At 65.7% G+C, this 15,064-nt stretch carries 10 protein-coding genes and 1 pseudogene; 5 read left to right on the top strand and 6 right to left on the bottom strand.

Features of this window, described 5'->3' with window-relative positions:
- Positions 1-186: 186 nt before the first annotated feature.
- A complete protein-coding gene (locus Q0X61_RS05155; protein WP_297741018.1) occupies positions 187-396 on the bottom strand; it encodes a heavy-metal-associated domain-containing protein in 210 nt (69 codons plus the stop codon).
- 17 nt (positions 397-413) lie between these two features.
- Positions 414-698 carry a metal-sensitive transcriptional regulator gene (locus Q0X61_RS05150; RefSeq protein WP_297741016.1) on the bottom strand — a complete coding sequence of 95 codons (285 nt, stop codon included), beginning with the start codon at positions 696-698 and terminating at the stop codon, positions 414-416.
- A gap of 525 nt (positions 699-1,223) precedes the next feature.
- Between Q0X61_RS05150 and dnaB the strand changes: the two genes are divergently transcribed.
- Positions 1,224-2,567 (top strand): replicative DNA helicase, encoded by a 1,344-nt coding sequence (gene dnaB / locus Q0X61_RS05145; RefSeq protein WP_297741014.1) that lies wholly within the window; start codon positions 1,224-1,226, stop codon positions 2,565-2,567.
- 431 nt (positions 2,568-2,998) lie between these two features.
- On the opposite strand, the gene Q0X61_RS05140 is transcribed toward dnaB, so the two are convergent.
- Together Q0X61_RS05140 and Q0X61_RS05135 are read right to left on the bottom strand one after the other, a co-directional pair.
- Complete coding sequence (locus tag Q0X61_RS05140; RefSeq protein ID WP_297741012.1) at positions 2,999-5,542, bottom strand: hypothetical protein; 2,544 nt, start codon at positions 5,540-5,542, stop codon at positions 2,999-3,001.
- On the bottom strand, positions 5,539-8,220 hold the full coding sequence (locus tag Q0X61_RS05135) for an efflux RND transporter permease subunit (RefSeq protein WP_297741010.1): 2,682 nt from the start codon (positions 8,218-8,220) through the stop codon (positions 5,539-5,541). Before Q0X61_RS05135 ends, Q0X61_RS05140 begins: the two co-directional genes overlap by 4 nt.
- Positions 8,221-8,307: 87 nt before the next feature.
- Between Q0X61_RS05135 and Q0X61_RS05130 the strand changes: the two genes are divergently transcribed.
- Positions 8,308-8,892 carry a TetR/AcrR family transcriptional regulator gene (locus Q0X61_RS05130; protein ID WP_297741008.1) on the top strand — a complete coding sequence of 195 codons (585 nt, stop codon included), beginning with the start codon at positions 8,308-8,310 and terminating at the stop codon, positions 8,890-8,892.
- A gap of 19 nt (positions 8,893-8,911) precedes the next feature.
- On the opposite strand, the gene Q0X61_RS05125 is transcribed toward Q0X61_RS05130, so the two are convergent.
- A complete protein-coding gene (locus Q0X61_RS05125) occupies positions 8,912-10,048 on the bottom strand; it encodes a M23 family metallopeptidase (protein ID WP_297741006.1) in 1,137 nt (378 codons plus the stop codon).
- Between the two features lie 101 nt (positions 10,049-10,149).
- Between Q0X61_RS05125 and Q0X61_RS05120 the strand changes: the two genes are divergently transcribed.
- The 3 genes and pseudogenes from Q0X61_RS05120 to Q0X61_RS05110 all read left to right on the top strand — a co-directional run.
- Entirely contained in the window at positions 10,150-11,553 is a 1,404-nt protein-coding gene (locus tag Q0X61_RS05120; protein WP_297741046.1) for a CCA tRNA nucleotidyltransferase, read from the top strand.
- Between the two features lie 95 nt (positions 11,554-11,648).
- Positions 11,649-12,392, top strand: coding sequence for a hypothetical protein (locus tag Q0X61_RS05115; protein ID WP_297741004.1), 744 nt, complete (start codon positions 11,649-11,651; stop codon positions 12,390-12,392).
- A gap of 81 nt (positions 12,393-12,473) precedes the next feature.
- A pseudogene (locus Q0X61_RS05110) lies at positions 12,474-13,421 on the top strand (CCA tRNA nucleotidyltransferase); the annotation flags it as partial.
- Between the two features lie 114 nt (positions 13,422-13,535).
- Here Q0X61_RS05110 and Q0X61_RS05105 read toward each other — a convergent pair.
- The gene (locus Q0X61_RS05105) at positions 13,536-14,972 is read right to left on the bottom strand and encodes a serine/threonine-protein kinase (RefSeq protein WP_297741002.1); all 1,437 of its coding nucleotides are present in this window, start codon (positions 14,970-14,972) and stop codon (positions 13,536-13,538) included.
- Between the last annotated feature and the right edge of the window lie 92 nt (positions 14,973-15,064).

Below are 15,064 nucleotides of genomic sequence, written 5' to 3'. Positions count from 1 at the left end.
CCGATGATTGAGCAGCGACCCGGCGCCCGACTCTCGGTGAATGAGTAGCGGGCGCCCCGCCCCCGATGATTGAGTAGCGGGCGTAGCCCGCGTATCGAAATCCCGAGATACGAGGCTGGGTTTCGATACGCCGCCTCCGGCGGCTACTCAACCACCGGGACGAGGAGACGCCAGCGACAGCCCCGCTCAGGCCTCGACGACGGTGTAGTCGCCGGCTTCCTGCACGGCCTCGAGGATGGCGTCGAACGGGATGCGCTCATCGGAGGAGACGACCATCTGGCCCCCGTCGAGCTGCACGTTGACGCCGCTCACGCCGTCGATACCTTGAACCTCCTCGGTGACGTGGTTGACGCAGTGCTGGCAGGTCATGCCGGTGACGGTGTACTTCGTTTCCATGGGTATTCCTTCGCGTCTCATTTCGCCATGCGGCGGATCGCCGCGGTGGCTTCTGCAATTTTTTCGTCGGCTTCCTGCCCACCGTGCTGAATGGCGTGGGCGACGCAGTGGCCGAGGTGATCCTCCAGCAACCCCAGAGCGACGGCTTGGAGTGCCGACTGGACTGCGGAGATCTGCGTGAGGATGTCGATGCAGTACTGATCCTCATCCACCATGCGCGCGATGCCGCGCGTCTGGCCCTCGATCAGCTTCAGCCGCCGCAAGTAGCGTTCCTTCTGCGCGGTATAGCCGTGTGTTGTCATCGCGTCCTCCACCTCGACAATACCCCCACAGGGTATGAACTTCAACGTCGAGCGTGGAGAACCCGTGCACTACTCGCCACTTATCCACAGTCGATGTGGATAAGTCCGTTGTTATCAGTAAAACCCCTGGTCGCAAACAGTTAACAGCCCAGGCACACCCGGCCCACCGCAAGGAGCATCGTCGGGTTACTCAGCCGCGGGAAACACTGCATATCCCCTTGTCAGAGCCATATAGAAGCAAGTGGGCGATGCGCACCCCGCGCCGCTACGACGACACGCCGGGAACTTGACAGAATGCTACGAGCATGCGGGGCGAGCGGTGTGGAGAAGTCGACAGAATCCGTGTATATAACGATTGCATAACAGGATTTCCGTGCTAGAAACGCTTCTCTCCACAAGAGTTAGGCGTGAGAGTCAAACTTGTCCACAAGTTATCCACAGATTTTCCCCAACGTTGCGCACAGCAACTCGCAGCGTGATTTCACAGCGTGTCCTACCCTGAGCCAAGGAGATGAGGAGGCACCGGTGTCGGAAGACGTCTACGGCCAGAATCCGCCGCAGGATTTGGAGGCGGAGCAGAGCGTGTTGGGCGCCATGCTGATGAGCAAGGATGCGATCGCTGATGTTGTTGAGGTGGTGCGCGGCGGGGATTTCTACCGTCCCAACCACGAAATCATCTTCGACGCAATCGTGAACCTGTTTGGCCGAGGTGAGCCTGCGGATACGGTCACCGTCGCTGGCGAGCTCAGCAAGATGGGCGAGCTGCAGAAGATCGGCGGACCGGTGTATCTGCATGATCTCCTCGCCTCTGTATCAGTCGCCGCTAACGCCATCTACTACGCCGAAATTGTGCGTGACAAGGCGATTCTGCGTCGTTTGGTTGAGGCCTCCATGCGCATCGCGCAGCTCGGGTACCGCGGCCAGGGTGAGGTGGATGACATCGTCGACGAGGCGCAGCAGACCCTCTATGAGGTGACTGATCGGCGCGCATCTGAGGATTACCGCAGTCTCGCTGAGCTTATGGAGCCCACGTTCGATGAGCTCGAAGACATCCAGTCATCGAGTGATTCTCTGTCCGGAGTTCCGACGGGTTTCGTTGAGCTCGACCGCCTTACCAACGGCCTCCACCCGGGGCAGATGGTGATTGTCGCTGCGCGTCCCGGTGTCGGTAAGTCCACGTTTGCGCTCGACGTGTGCCGTGCTGCCGCCATCCACAACAACCTCACGACAGCGTTTTTCTCACTTGAGATGAGTCGCACGGAGATCGTGATGAAGGTGTTGTCGGCCGAGGCGTCGGTGCACCTCGGTCGGCTTCGCGGCTCCAGCAAGATGGATGAAAACGATTGGCAGCGCGTCACCGACAAGGGCGTCATGCTCACTGACAAGCCATTCTTCATCGATGACTCCCCCAATCTGACGATGATGGAGATCCGGGCGAAGGCTCGTCGCCTCAAGCAGCGCAACGACCTCCAGCTCATCGTCGTCGACTACATCCAGCTCATGACCTCGGGGAAGAAGGTGGAGTCGCGGCAGCTGGAAGTCTCGGAGTTTTCGCGGCAGATCAAGCTGCTCGCGAAGGAACTCGAGATTCCTGTCATCGCGCTGTCCCAGCTCTCGCGAAACACGGAGCAGCGCAAAGACGGGGTGCCGCAGCTGTCCGACCTACGCGAATCCGGCTCCCTCGAGCAAGACGCCGACATCGTCATCATGCTGCACCGCCCCGAGCTGTACACACAGAATCCCTCCGACGAGGAGCGCGGCCAGGCCTTCTTCCACGTGCTCAAACATCGAAACGGCGAGACCGGCCGCATCGACGCTCTCTTCCAGGGCCACTACTCACGATTCACCAACCCGCCCATCGGCGTCTGACCCGGCGCCGCGTCTCGGGATTTCGATACGCGGGCTACGGCCCGCTACTCAATCACCGAGAAGGGCCGACAGCGGCTCAATCATCGGGGACGAGTGCCCGCGCCGGACCCCAGGTGGTTGAGTAGCGGCGAAGCCGCGTATCGAAACCACGCCAGAGATGATTTCGACACGCCGCCTCCGGCAGCGGCTCAATCATCGATGGCTGATGCGCCCCGGTGCCGGTGAGGTGTATCGCTGAAAAACTGCAAAACTCGCCAACAGCTGATCGGCTGCATGCTCAGCGCAGCGTGGAGGGCTCGCACTGTTGGCGAATTATGCAGTTCCTGTTCCGCTGCGTCTCGAGACTTCGACTCACTGCGTCTCGGGATTTCGATACGCGGGCTACGCCCGCTACTCAATCACCGAAGACGACCGGCACTACTCGACCGCCGCTAGGCGTAGCGGAGTTTGAACTGCGCCGGGGTGAGGCGGCGTCGCAGGGCGATGGCCAACAACGAAATCCCCGCGAGTACGAGGGCGACGAGCGCCGTCGCGAACACCGCTGTGGTCACCGAGGCTCCCGCCAACCAAGAGCGCACCAACAGCATGCCGCCGTGCAGCGGGGACAGCGCGGCCACCGGGTCGAGCCAACCGGGCACGCTCGAACTCAGCCCGAGCGCGGTGGTCACCGCGAGCAGCACCAGCGCGATACCCCGGCCGACGTGCCCGAGCCACCCCGCCAGCGCGTGCTGGGTGAACGCGAACACGACGCCCAGCCCCGCCAGCAGCGCCATCAAACCGATCGTGCGCCCGAGTGACATCGACCACCACAGGCCACCCACAACACCCAGCACCAGCCCGACGGCGGCGAGAAGCGCCGTCGGTAACCCAATCGTGCGCAGCCACAGCAGCGCGCTCGGGGCGCTCGAGGTGACCACGTCGCTCGGCACCGGCCTGACGACGATGAACGCGGCCAGCGCGGCCAGCCACAGCCCGGCGACGAGGATCAGCGCCGACAGCGGCACTCCCCCGCGCGCCATCAACGACTGGTCGAGATCGATGGGGGTCGAGACGACGTCGCCGAGCGCCGTGCGGTCAGCCTCGCTGTAGTTCGGAATCTCGCTCTTGCCCTCGGCGAGCTTGTCCGCGAACGTGCCGACACCGTCGGAGAATTTGGCGGCCCCGTCGTCGAGTTTAGTGATGCCATCAGCAAGCTCCCCGGTGCCCGAAGCAGCCTGGGACACCCCGTCGGTGTACTTCCACACGCCATCGACGTACTGCAGCAGGCCGCCGCTGAGCTGCTCGACGCCGCCCGGCAGCGCACCAATTTCAGAGGCCAGGCGCTGAATCCCAGCGTTGAGTTTCGTCGCGCCGGCCCCCAGTTTCTTACCGTTGGTCACCAGCGGTTGCGCCTCACGTTGCATGGTCTTGGCGCCGTCGCGGAGCTTCCCGAGCCCGGTCTTGAGCTCCCCCATCTGCTGCTCAACCTCGCGCGGCATCACGTCGGCCATCTGGTGGATGCCGTTCGCGAGCTGGCGGTTACCGTCGGCCAGCTGCCGGGAGCCGTCTTTCAACTGCTGCAAGCCAGGCCCGATATTCTGCGCCTGGCCCAGACCGTCGACGAGCTTGCCCAGCCCGTCCTCGCCCCGCGCCGCCGCGAGGCGCGCGAGCTCAAGGTACGTCTTCCCGCTCTCGGGCTCGGTGGAGTGCAGGAACTCCACCGCTTTCTGGGCGCCCTGCTGGAAGCCGCCCTGCATCGCAGCATCGACACCGGCTTCGTAGGCGACCCGCCGCTCCTCGCAGACATCCGGGTCGGCGTCCGTGCACCGGAACTGCGCCTTGAGCGCATCGGCTGCGCCCCTAACCTCCTTCGGCGGGGCGATGGCGCCCGAGGCGTAGCCCTGCAGCTTATGATCGAGATCGACGACGCGCCCGCCCAGCCCGGCAACCTGCTGCTTGAGCTGCTTCGCCTGCTGCACCATGTCGTCGGTGATGAGCCCATCGAGCTGTTCGAGCGGCGCGGCGGCCTGCTCGATGCCGTCGGCGAGCCTGGTGGCGCCGTCGGCGAGTTGGTCCGACCCGTCGACGAGCTGCTGCAGCTGCGAGAAATCCATGTCGGCAGATTCGAGGCCGCTTACCACCTGGTCGAGCCCTCCGGCGAGCTGCCCGATGCCGCCGACGAGCTGAGCCGTGCCGTCGGTGTACTGCTGCACGCCCGGCAGGAGCTGGTTAGCGCCGCCAGCGAGCTGCTCCACTCCACCGACGAGCTGCGGCAACTGCCCCGACATCTGCTGCACCCCGTCGGCGATCTGCTTCCCGCCCGCACGCAGCGGCTCGCCGTTGTCGTCGAGCAGGCTCATGCCCTCCGCCAGCTCGCTGGTGCCGTCGGCGGCCTGGCTCAACCCATCGGAGAGCTGCGCCGAGCCAGACTTCAGCTGCGAGGCGCCGTCGACAATCTGCCCGAATTGCCCACCGACTTCGTTGAATCCGACGTAGACCCCGTCAAGGTACTGCGAGGTGAGCATCTTGTTCAGCGACTGCGTGGCGATGCGCGCGATCTCCTGCGCGAGGTTGGCATCCCAGGCGGGGGCATTGCGCGAGGTGGTTACCTGAAGGCGCGCCTTCTGCGCCGCGTCGGGGTCGTTTTTGGCGAACGACATGACGCGCTTCGAGAAGTCGGGTGCGATGGTCACGACGGCGGCATACTCGCCCGACTTCAGCCCGTCAGCGGCGCTCTGCTCGTCGGCGAGAACCCAGTTGATGTTCTCGCCTTCCCGCTCCATCATCTCGGCGCTCAACTGGCGCCCCATGGGCACGAACTTGCCCTCTACTTCGGTGCCCTCATCGAGGTTGACGATGCCCGCGGTGACCTTCCGCTCGTCGCCTCTGCCGCTCAGCCCGATGAGGCTCCCGACGACGAGTAGCGGCACCAGAAACAGCGCCACCAGCGCCGCCCAGCTCGTTTTCCGGCCCTTCTTGATTCCTTCTGGCCTCATGCCATGCTCCCCTCGTGCGTGGGTTCGACGACGCGCACCACGTCGTCGGGTGTCACTGCGGTGAGTGCCGCCACGCTGCCCGCGAGGCAGACGACGGCGAAACTTCGGTTGCTGCGCGCCCGCTCAGCCAGGCGCTGGAGTGCGAGTTGATCGTCGGGTTTACCGACGGTGTCCACGCCGTCGATGAACCACACGCTCCCCTCGTGGATGCGCAGCCCGTCAAGGCGTGCCGCAACATCGTGTTCGTGCGTGAGGTCGACGTAGCCCGTTCGACGACGAATCGCGCCCGCCGCTTCAGGCAGCAGTCTGCCCACGACGCGCCCCCTGCCCGATGTCACTTCGAGCCGCCCAGTGAGCGCCAGCGCAGCCGCGGCGCGCGCCCCCACCGTGCCGGTGATGCCCACCACTTCGCCCGGCCGCACCTGCATCGATAGTGGGGCGAGGAGGCCCTCCACCTCGATATGTTCGGCGTGCACGAGCGCGTCGGTGCCCGGCCAGTCGGCGAGTTCGAGCTGTTTGGTGAGCACCTCGCCCTCCATGTCGAATTCGGGTAGCAGCCTGTCGAGCCATTTCGGCATCCACCAGGCGTGCTCACCCAGCAGGGCGAGCACCGCGGGCACGAGCGTCATGCGGATGAGGAACGCATCGATGAGCACGCCGATGGCGAGCGCGAACGCGATCTGTTTGATGGCCATCATGCCCGCCGGCACGAAAAACGCGAACACCGCGAACATCACCAGCGCCGCGGCGGTGACCACCCGCCCGGAGGCCACGAACCCGTCGCGAATGGCATCGATGGGCGGTTTGCCGTGGATGTATTCCTCACGGATGCGCGAGGCGATGAAGATCTCGTAGTCCATCGCGAGCCCGAACAGGATGCCGATCAGCAAGATGGGCAGGAAGGAGATGATCGCCGCCGGCTTCTCCAGGTTGATGAGTGCCTTGAACCAGCCCTCGTTGAACACGAGCTGCGTGATTCCGAACGACGCGCCCACGCTGAGCAAGAATCCCGCGGCGGTTTTCAGCGGCACCCACACCGAGCGGAACACCGCGCACAACAGCACCAGCGTGAGCCCCACCACCATGATGACGAACGGCCCGACGGCGTTGCCGAGCTTCGTCGTCACGTCGAGCTGCACGGCGGTGAAGCCGGTGACGTTCGCGTCGAGGTTTCGGGACTCCGCCCACGAGTCCGTGAGCTCGCGCAGCCGTTCGACGGTGTGCACGGTCTCTGGATCGTCGGTGGCGGTCGTCGGATAGAGCTGGATCATGCCGGTGTCCGCATTCTGGTTCGGCACGGCGAGCGCAATCTGGTCGACGCCTTCCACACCCTCGATCTCGTCGGAGAGCTCGTCGAGCAGGCCGAGGGGGTCCGTCGAGCCGATGATGCCGACGGTGACCACCAGCGGCGCGTTGTAGCCGGGGCCGAAGTGCTCGGCGATGGCGTCGTAGGCGACGCGGGCCTGCCTGGATTCCGGGCTTTGGCCGGCGTTCGGCAGCGACAGCGTCAGGTTCATCGCCGGCAGCGAGCATGCGCCGAGCAGCGTCACCACCGCCACGATGGTGGCGATGGGATGCGACGTGCTCACCCCCACCCACCAGTGGAAGATGCCGCGCCGCCCAGCTGGCGCCTGCTCGGAATCGTCGCGCCTGCGGGGGGACTGCTTGGGTCGCATCCGCTCACCGAGGAAGCCCCCGAAGGCGGGAAGTAGCGTGAGCGCGATCAGCACTGCGAAGGCAACCGCGATGGAGGCGAAGATGCCCATGACCGTGATGAACGGCAGCCCGGCGACCGCGAGCCCGGTGAGCGCGATGGCGTTCGTGACGCCGGCGAACACGACGGCGGTGCCAGCCGTACCGATGGCGCGGGCCATCGATTCCTCGGCGTCCATGCCGTCGCGGAGTTGGTCGCGGTGCCTGGAGAAGATGAATAGCGCGTAGTCGATGCCCACCGCTACGCCCAGCATGATGGCAAGCATGGGCGTGACGGAGTTGACGCTGATGACACTCGTCGCGCCGAACATCACGCACATGGCGATGCCGACGCCGAGCAGCGCGGTGAAGATGGGGATGATCGCCGTAATCACCGAGCCGAGCATCACCCACAACACGATGAACGAGAGCACGACCCCCAGCACCTCGGTGATGGAAATCTCGGGCAGCTCCATCTGGAACGCGGGCCCGCCCATGGTGACCCTCGTGCCCGCGGGGAGCTGCTGTTCGATGTGGTGGGCGGCTTCCACGATGGGGTTGAGGGTGTCGAGCGTGGGCACCTCCGTGACGCTCAGCAAGAGGGTCGCCAGCGCCGCGCGGTCGTCGTCGGAAATCTGGCCTTTCGAATACTCGAACCAGGGTGACTGCACCGAGTCGACGAGCTCCAGCTGCTCGAATTCCTTCAGGAGCGGTTCGATCTCGTCCTTGAGTTCACCGACGTGCTCCCCTTCCGGCACGACGATGACCGCCGTGGCGGAGAGGGCAGCTCCCATCGGGAACGTCATCTGGAGGCGGTCGAGCGCTTCCTGCGACGGCGAACCGGGGATGTCGAAGCCGTCGTCGAACTGGCTGCGCACGCTGAGCCCTACCCCGCCCAGCACGAGGGCGACGAGCAACCACAACAGCAGCACCCGCACGCCGTGGTTGTAGCACCAACGACCGAGAGCGTAGAGCGCAGCCGACATGTTCACCCCAATTTGGATACAGTGCTGAATCGAAGCCCAGCATACACTCGTGTATCCAAAGGACTACGTTGTGTGTCGGAGGAAGCCATGACAGAAACGACGCCCAGACGCGAGGCCACGCGAGCCCGTCTGATTGAGGCGGCGATCCAAGAGTTCGCCGAGCGTGGCATCGACGCGACGAGCGTCGAGCAGCTGTGCGAGCGTGCCGATTTCAGCCGCGGCGCGTTCTACTCCAACTTTCAGACGAAAGACGACCTGTGCATCGCGATCCTCGAAAGCTACGCCGAGCAGACGCTGCACGAACTGGACGCGATCTTCCAGCCCCCGCCCGACGCGGACATCGACTGGGCGGCTAATGAGGCAATCCCCGCGTTCTTCCGAGCGCTCGGCCCCACCGCGGATTTCCGTCGCACCATGCTCGAAATCCATCTCCGGGCAACTCGTTCCGACGAGCTCGCCCAGCGGCTGCGTGAACACGAGGCGAAGACCCACCCCGTGATAGCGACGTTCCTCACCAAGGCCGTCGCGCACGTCGGGCGGCGGTTCAGCATGCCCACCGATCAAGTGGTGCGCGCCTTGTCAGCGGTGTTTTTCGAGCCCCGCATGGACGATGACGTCGACTCGAGGTTCCTGGGACGCCTGCTCGTGGCGCTTACCGAGCCGGCTGCATAACCCCGTCGACGGGGTGCGGTTACCGGGTAGGCGTGGGCGAAGGTTGCTCGCTGTCGGAGGGTGCGGGCTCCGTCGGTTTCTCGCCCGCCGACGGTGAATCCTCCGACGTCGAGGGGGAGGGCGACGGCGATGGGCTCGGCGACGGTGACGGCGCGCCGGAAGGGTTCGGATCGGCGGGCTGTTTGGATGGATTCGGGCTCGACGACCCCGGTGAGGAAGGCTTGGGAGCCGGAGGTTTCGTGGCAGTGGGGGGCGCCGTCGGAACTCCCGGCGCTGAGGGCGAGGCCGGCACACTCGGGGAGGGCCAGGGTGAAGGGCTCGGCGAGGGCGACGGAGAAGGCGATGGCGTGAGGTAGTCGGGCATGTCCTTGGCGAACACCACGACCCCATCCTTCGACAGCCACGAGGCCGGGTCGGTGAAATGACCGTTCGCCTTCACCTCGAAGTGGAGGTGGCATCCCGTCGAGTAGCCCGTGTTGCCCACGCGGCCGATGCCTTGGTGTCGCTTCACCTGGTCGCCGACGCGCACACCGGCCGACGACAAGTGGGCGTAGTTGGTGACCACGTCGTAGCCGTTGATCTGGCCATGGCGGATACTCACCATGTAGCCATTTCCGCCGGCCCAGCCGACGAACGACACGACGCCGTCGGCTGCCGCACCGATGGGTGTGCCGCACGGCGCGGCGAAGTCGAGGCCCGTGTGCAGTTTGTAGATGTGCAGCACGGGGTGCATGCGCATGCCGAACGGCGATGTGCGGCGCCCTTGCACCGGCGTTGCGAGGGCGCCGTTGCCCTGGATGTTGACGTATCCGAGCTTGTCGGAGCCCGCTGGCCTGCCTCGCTCGGGGCGCGGCAGGAACCAGTCTTCCTGGTACTTGTACACCGGGAAGATGGGGGCACTCGGCCTCGGCGCGCTCGTCGTGCTCGGAGTCTGCGCAACCGGCGGTGGGGCACTGGGCGTCGGCGTGCTCGTCATGCTCGGAGTTTCCGCAACCGAGGGCGGGTCGCTGGGCTTCACCACGATGAGCGGCTCGGGGCTCGTGCGGACGCTGGGCAGCGCCTCCACGGGCGTAGGGCTTTGCGTCGTCGCCAGGGAGATCCCCGCGACGATTGTCCCCACCGCGATCATCGCGGACAAGCCCTCTTTGATACGCACGTCTCCAATACAATCACGCTCGAGGGTTCAACGCACTCTCGAACGCAATTCAGGTAGCATCGAATCTTGTGCCGTCACTCTCGCAAGCCCAAACCAACGCGATGCAGCACCTGCTACGCATCGCGCCCATCATCGACGAACTGGGCGCCCTATTTCGTGACGCCGGCCACGAGCTATACCTCGTCGGCGGCTCGGTACGCGACGCGTTGCTGGGGCACCTCGGCCACGACCTCGACTTCACCACCTCCGCCCGGCCCGACGCCACCCACGCACTGTTGAAGCGCTTCACGCCGACGACGTGGGACGTCGGGAAAGACTTCGGCACCATCGGCGCCCTGGCCAAGGCGGAGGGCGCCGATTGGCAAATCGAGGTCACCACGTTTCGTGCCGACGCGTACGAGGAGCACACGCGCAAACCCATCGTCGCCTTCGGTGATTCCATCGACAGCGACCTTATCCGTCGCGATTTCACCGTGAATGCGATGGCCATCGACATCGCCACCCGCAAATTCGTCGACCCGTATGGCGGGCTACAAGACCTCGCCGCCGGCATCCTGCGCACGCCCACCAAACCGGAGATCTCCTTCTCCGACGATCCACTTAGGATGCTGCGGGCGGCACGGTTCGCGTCGCGGCTCGGATTCCACGTCGCCACCGACGTCGTCGCCGCGATGAAGGGCATGGCGAAGCGCATTCAGATTGTGTCGGTCGAGCGCATCCAACAGGAGCTCAACGGCCTCCTCATGACCGACAGCCCCCGTGCAGGGCTGAACCTGCTCGTCCAGACGGGGCTCGCGGAGCACTTCCTCCCAGAGCTGCCCGCGCTGCGCCTCGAACGCGACGAACACCACCGCCACAAGGACGTCTACGAGCACTCGCTCACCGTCGTGGATCAGGCAATCGCGCTGGAAAAGGCGCGCGGCCACGAGCCAGACCTCATCAACCGCCTGGCAGCGCTGCTGCACGACATCGGCAAGCCCGCCACCAGACGCTTCGAGGGCACCAAGGTGACCTTCCACCACCACGACATCGTCGGCGCGAAGATGGCGAAGAAACGCCTGCGGGCGCTGAACTATCCGAGCGCGGTGACGCAGTCGGTGTGCAAGCTGATCGAGCTCCACCTGCGCTTCCACGGCTACGCCGAAGGGGCATGGACGGATGCGGCCGTGCGGCGCTACGTGCGCGACGCCGGCGACGAGCTCGAGCACCTGCACATCCTCACCCGCGCCGACTGCACGACGCGCAACAAGGCCAAAGCCACGAAGCTGCGCCGCGCCTACGAAGAGCTCGAGTGGCGCATCGACGAGCTCGCCGCGCAGGAGGAGCTCGACGCGCTGCGCCCCCACCTCGACGGTAATCAGATTATGGAGATCCTGGGCGTCGGACCGGGCAGGGAGGTTGGTCAGGCGTACAAGTTCCTCCTCGACCACCGCATCGAGCACGGACCCCTCGACGAGGAAGCCGCCACGAAGCTTCTCCTCGAATGGTGGTCGAGTCAAAGTTGAGCTTGAAAGATCGGTTTCCGCCGATTGCTGACAGCGCTGTTTGCTTATGTAGTGTTGGGGTGCGTCAGTGAAGGGAACTACTCAGGAGGTAATCAATGCACAGACGTATTCCCGCTGGCTTGTCCGTCGCAGCGCTGCTCGTGGCCGGGGCCGGGGCCCTCGCCTCGGGTCCCGCGATGGCCGAGGAAACCGCACCGGCGGGCGATGAGCCCCAGGTCTGCTACGACCAGGTGAACATCACCTTGCGCACCACGTCGTTCCTCGAGCCGGGCTCCGGCAACGTGGAGCGTCCCCCGAAGGAGATCACCTACGATGGCGACGTCGCCATCGACGGCTGGTCGAGCGGCTACCATGGCAGAAACATCGATACCGACGCCTGGTACGACGGCACCTCGGCGAACTTCCGCGTCATCGTGGGCACCACCGTGCCCCTGACCGACGTGGTCGCCACCGTCTCGGCGAAGAACTTCGAGATGGGCGCCCCGGGCACCGTGGTCTCGCCTGCCGGCGCGGCCACCCCGGATCGCTACAAGGTCCACACCATCTCCCCCGAAGCCCCCGTCGCGAAGGATGCCAAGACCCACACGTGGAACCTTGGCGACATGCCCGCCGACGAGGCCGGCGGCTCGTCCGCCATGTACAACCTCAAGGGCACTCCCGAGCTCGACTCCAAGGATCGTCTCGAGATCAATCTGGTCGTGACCGGCACCGCCACCGTCCCGGTGGACTGCCCCACCGAGGACCCGACCGAGGATCCCACCGAGGACCCGACCGAGGATCCCACCGAGGACCCGACGCCGGACAAGGGCAACCCCGGCCTGCCGAGCACTGGCGTCTGATCGCAACCCCCGCGCACTGCCGCATCCGACTCGTCGGGTGCGGCAGTGTCGTGTTCCGGCCCGGCCGTGGCTGCCGGGTTCCGCACGCCCACGGAGCCCGAGATCTCCTTCTCCGACGACCCGCTGCGCATGATGCGGGCGGCAAGGTTCGCGTCGCGCCTCGACTTCCACGTCGCCACCGACGTCGTCGCTGCGATGAAGGGCATGGCGGAGCGCATTCAGATTGTGTCGGTCGAGCGCATTCAGCAGGAGCTCAACGGCCTGCTGATGACCGACAGCCCCCGTGCCGGGCTGAACCTGCTCGTCGAGACGGGGGTCGCGGAGCACTTCCTCCCGGAGCTGCCCGCGCTGCGCCTCGAACGCGACGAACACCACCGCCACAAGGACGTCTACGAGCACTCGCTCACCGTCGTGGATCAGGCAATCGCGCTGGAAAAGGCGCGCGGCCACGAGCCAGACCTCATCAACCGCCTGGCAGCGCTGCTGCACGACATCGGCAAGCCCGCCACCAGACGCTTCGAGGGCACCAAGGTGACCTTCCACCACCACGACATCGTCGGCGCGAAGATGGCGAAGAAACGCCTGCGGGCGCTGAACTATCCGAGCGCGGTGACGCAGTCGGTGTGCAAGCTGATCGAGCTCCACCTGCGCTTCCACGGCTACGCCGAAGGGGCATGGACGGATGCGGCCGTGCGGCGCTACGTGCGCGACGCCGGCGACGAGCTCGAGCACCTGCACATCCTCACCCGCGCCGACTGCACGACGCGCAACAAGGCCAAAGCCACGAAGCTGCGCCGCGCCTACGAAGAGCTCGAGTGGCGCATCGACGAGCTCGCCGCGCAGGAGGAGCTCGACGCGCTGCGCCCCCACCTCGACGGGAACCAGATCATGGAGATCCTGGGCGTCGGGCCGGGCAGGGAGGTTGGCCGGGCGTACAAGTTCCTCCTCGACCACCGCATCGAGCACAGCCCCCTTGACGAGGAAGCCGCCACGAAGCTCCTGCTCGGTTGGTGGGCTGAGCAGCACTGAGCTTTCAACTGCAAAAGTCGCCAACAGCTGCATGCCTCATGTGTGATTGAGCGAGGAGCGACGCAGCTGTTGGCGAGTTTTGCAGTTTCTCAACGCCCCCCTGTGTGGTGGCTGCTACTCCAGCGACCCGACGCGCGGCCCAGAGGTGGCGATACAGCTGAACCGGCGCTCGCCCGCCTTGAACTTCTCGGGGCTGGGCGGGAGCACGTCGATCTTGAGGCGCACCAGAGGCACGTCGGTGAACTCCTCGAGCGTAGCCGTCGTGCACGCCTTCTTGAACTCGGAACTCTCGCGCACCTTCGCCGGCGCGGGCGAAGGTGCGTCGGCGGAAAGCTTCCCGGTGGCGAAGGTCTGCCAATGATGCTGGTCTTCACAGCGCTGTTCCTCCGCGACGACGCCACCGTCGATCTCGCGAAGCTCCCCGAAACAGGCTCCGACGGCAGGCACCACCCAGGTGATCTCCGCAGGCGGCTTACCCTGCGCGCCGGGCGCCTCCTCGCCGCCGATCCTGATCCAGTTCGTCGCAAACCCGATGCCCGTGAGCACCAGGAGCACGGCGATAAGCGATGCCGCGACGATTGGCCACACCCACCGATTGCGCTGCGGAGACGGCTCAGTAGGCGCCGTGCCGATGTGCGCCGTCGAGTTGACGTCCGTGCGCAGCTCGGGCGCGATCTGGGTGACGTCGGTGTGTATCTCCACGTCACGCCCCGGCCCGAGCCGCCCGCGCAGGGAAACGAGTTGGGCGCGAAGCTCGGCTGCGCTCGGGCGCGAGTCGGGGTCGTGGCTGGTGGCGTGCCAGATGGCCTGCATCAGCGGCTGGGCATAGGGGATGTGCGTCGGCGCGGGCAGCGGGGAGTCGAGCTGTTGGATGATTTCTGCGACGGTCATGGCGCTGCCGTCGGGATTGCGGCGCGGTGGGCGGCCGGTCAACACGGTGTAGAAGGTGGCTCCGAGGCTCCAGATGTCTGAGGCTTTGCTCGGCACAGCGCGCTCGAACGCCTCGGGGGAGGCGTAGGCGGGGGTGAGCGCTTCGAGGGTGACGGAGAGCTCCTCGCCCGGATTGGGCAGCGCGGCCAGGCCGAAGTCACCCAGGCGCGGGGTGCCATAGGAGTCGATCATAATGTTGGCGGGCTTGAGGTCGCGGTGCAAGATGCCGTGCTCGTGGGCGGCGGCGAGCGCCTCGGTGATCGCGATGGCAAGCTCATTCACATCCGCCGGACGCAACGGGCCATGTTTCTTCACGAGCTTCGCGACGGAACCCCCGTCGCACAGCTCCATGACGAGGTAGGGCCGGTTGTCGTTCGTGGTGCCCGCGTCGATGAGGCTCACGACGTGCGGGTGCGACGAGATGAGCGACGCCGCGGTGGCCTCGCGGAAGAATCGTCGGGCGTTGCGGGAGTCGTCGACCACCCGCTGGTCGATCTTGATGGCTACTTCTCGGTCGAGGGATTCCTGGCGGGCGCGGTAGACCGTCGCGAATCCGCCCTTGCCAATGACGAGCCCGAGTACGTAGCCGGGCACGATCGAGTGCTGGTTCGACGTCGTCATGCCCCTCCTTCTCCTCGCACGGCCACCCTCATCATTCCATGCCGAGAGGGCCAAGGAGTTCGCTGCGAGCGGTGGTGCGAGCGCGTCCTTCA

This window comes from uncultured Tessaracoccus sp. (assembly GCF_947255005.1).
Taxonomy (GTDB): domain Bacteria; phylum Actinomycetota; class Actinomycetes; order Propionibacteriales; family Propionibacteriaceae; genus Arachnia.
The sequence above is the reverse complement of the archived record's forward strand: the minus strand, read 5'-3'. Positions and strand labels throughout refer to the sequence as shown.

Bases quoted from the DNA above. Each gene is read 5' to 3' on its own strand.
- Q0X61_RS05155 (WP_297741018.1), bottom strand. From the start codon at position 396: ATGGAAACGAAGTACACCGTCACCGGCATGACCTGCCAGCACTGCGTC.
- Q0X61_RS05150 (WP_297741016.1), bottom strand. From the start codon at position 698: ATGACAACACACGGCTATACCGCGCAGAAGGAACGCTACTTGCGGCGG.
- Q0X61_RS05140 (WP_297741012.1), bottom strand. From the start codon at position 5,542: ATGAGGCCAGAAGGAATCAAGAAGGGCCGGAAAACGAGCTGGGCGGCG.
- Q0X61_RS05135 (WP_297741010.1), bottom strand. From the start codon at position 8,220: ATGTCGGCTGCGCTCTACGCTCTCGGTCGTTGGTGCTACAACCACGGC.
- Q0X61_RS05130 (WP_297741008.1), top strand. From the start codon at position 8,308: ATGACAGAAACGACGCCCAGACGCGAGGCCACGCGAGCCCGTCTGATT.
- Q0X61_RS05120 (WP_297741046.1), top strand. From the start codon at position 10,150: ATGCAGCACCTGCTACGCATCGCGCCCATCATCGACGAACTGGGCGCC.
- Q0X61_RS05115 (WP_297741004.1), top strand. From the start codon at position 11,649: ATGCACAGACGTATTCCCGCTGGCTTGTCCGTCGCAGCGCTGCTCGTG.
- Q0X61_RS05105 (WP_297741002.1), bottom strand. From the start codon at position 14,972: ATGACGACGTCGAACCAGCACTCGATCGTGCCCGGCTACGTACTCGGG.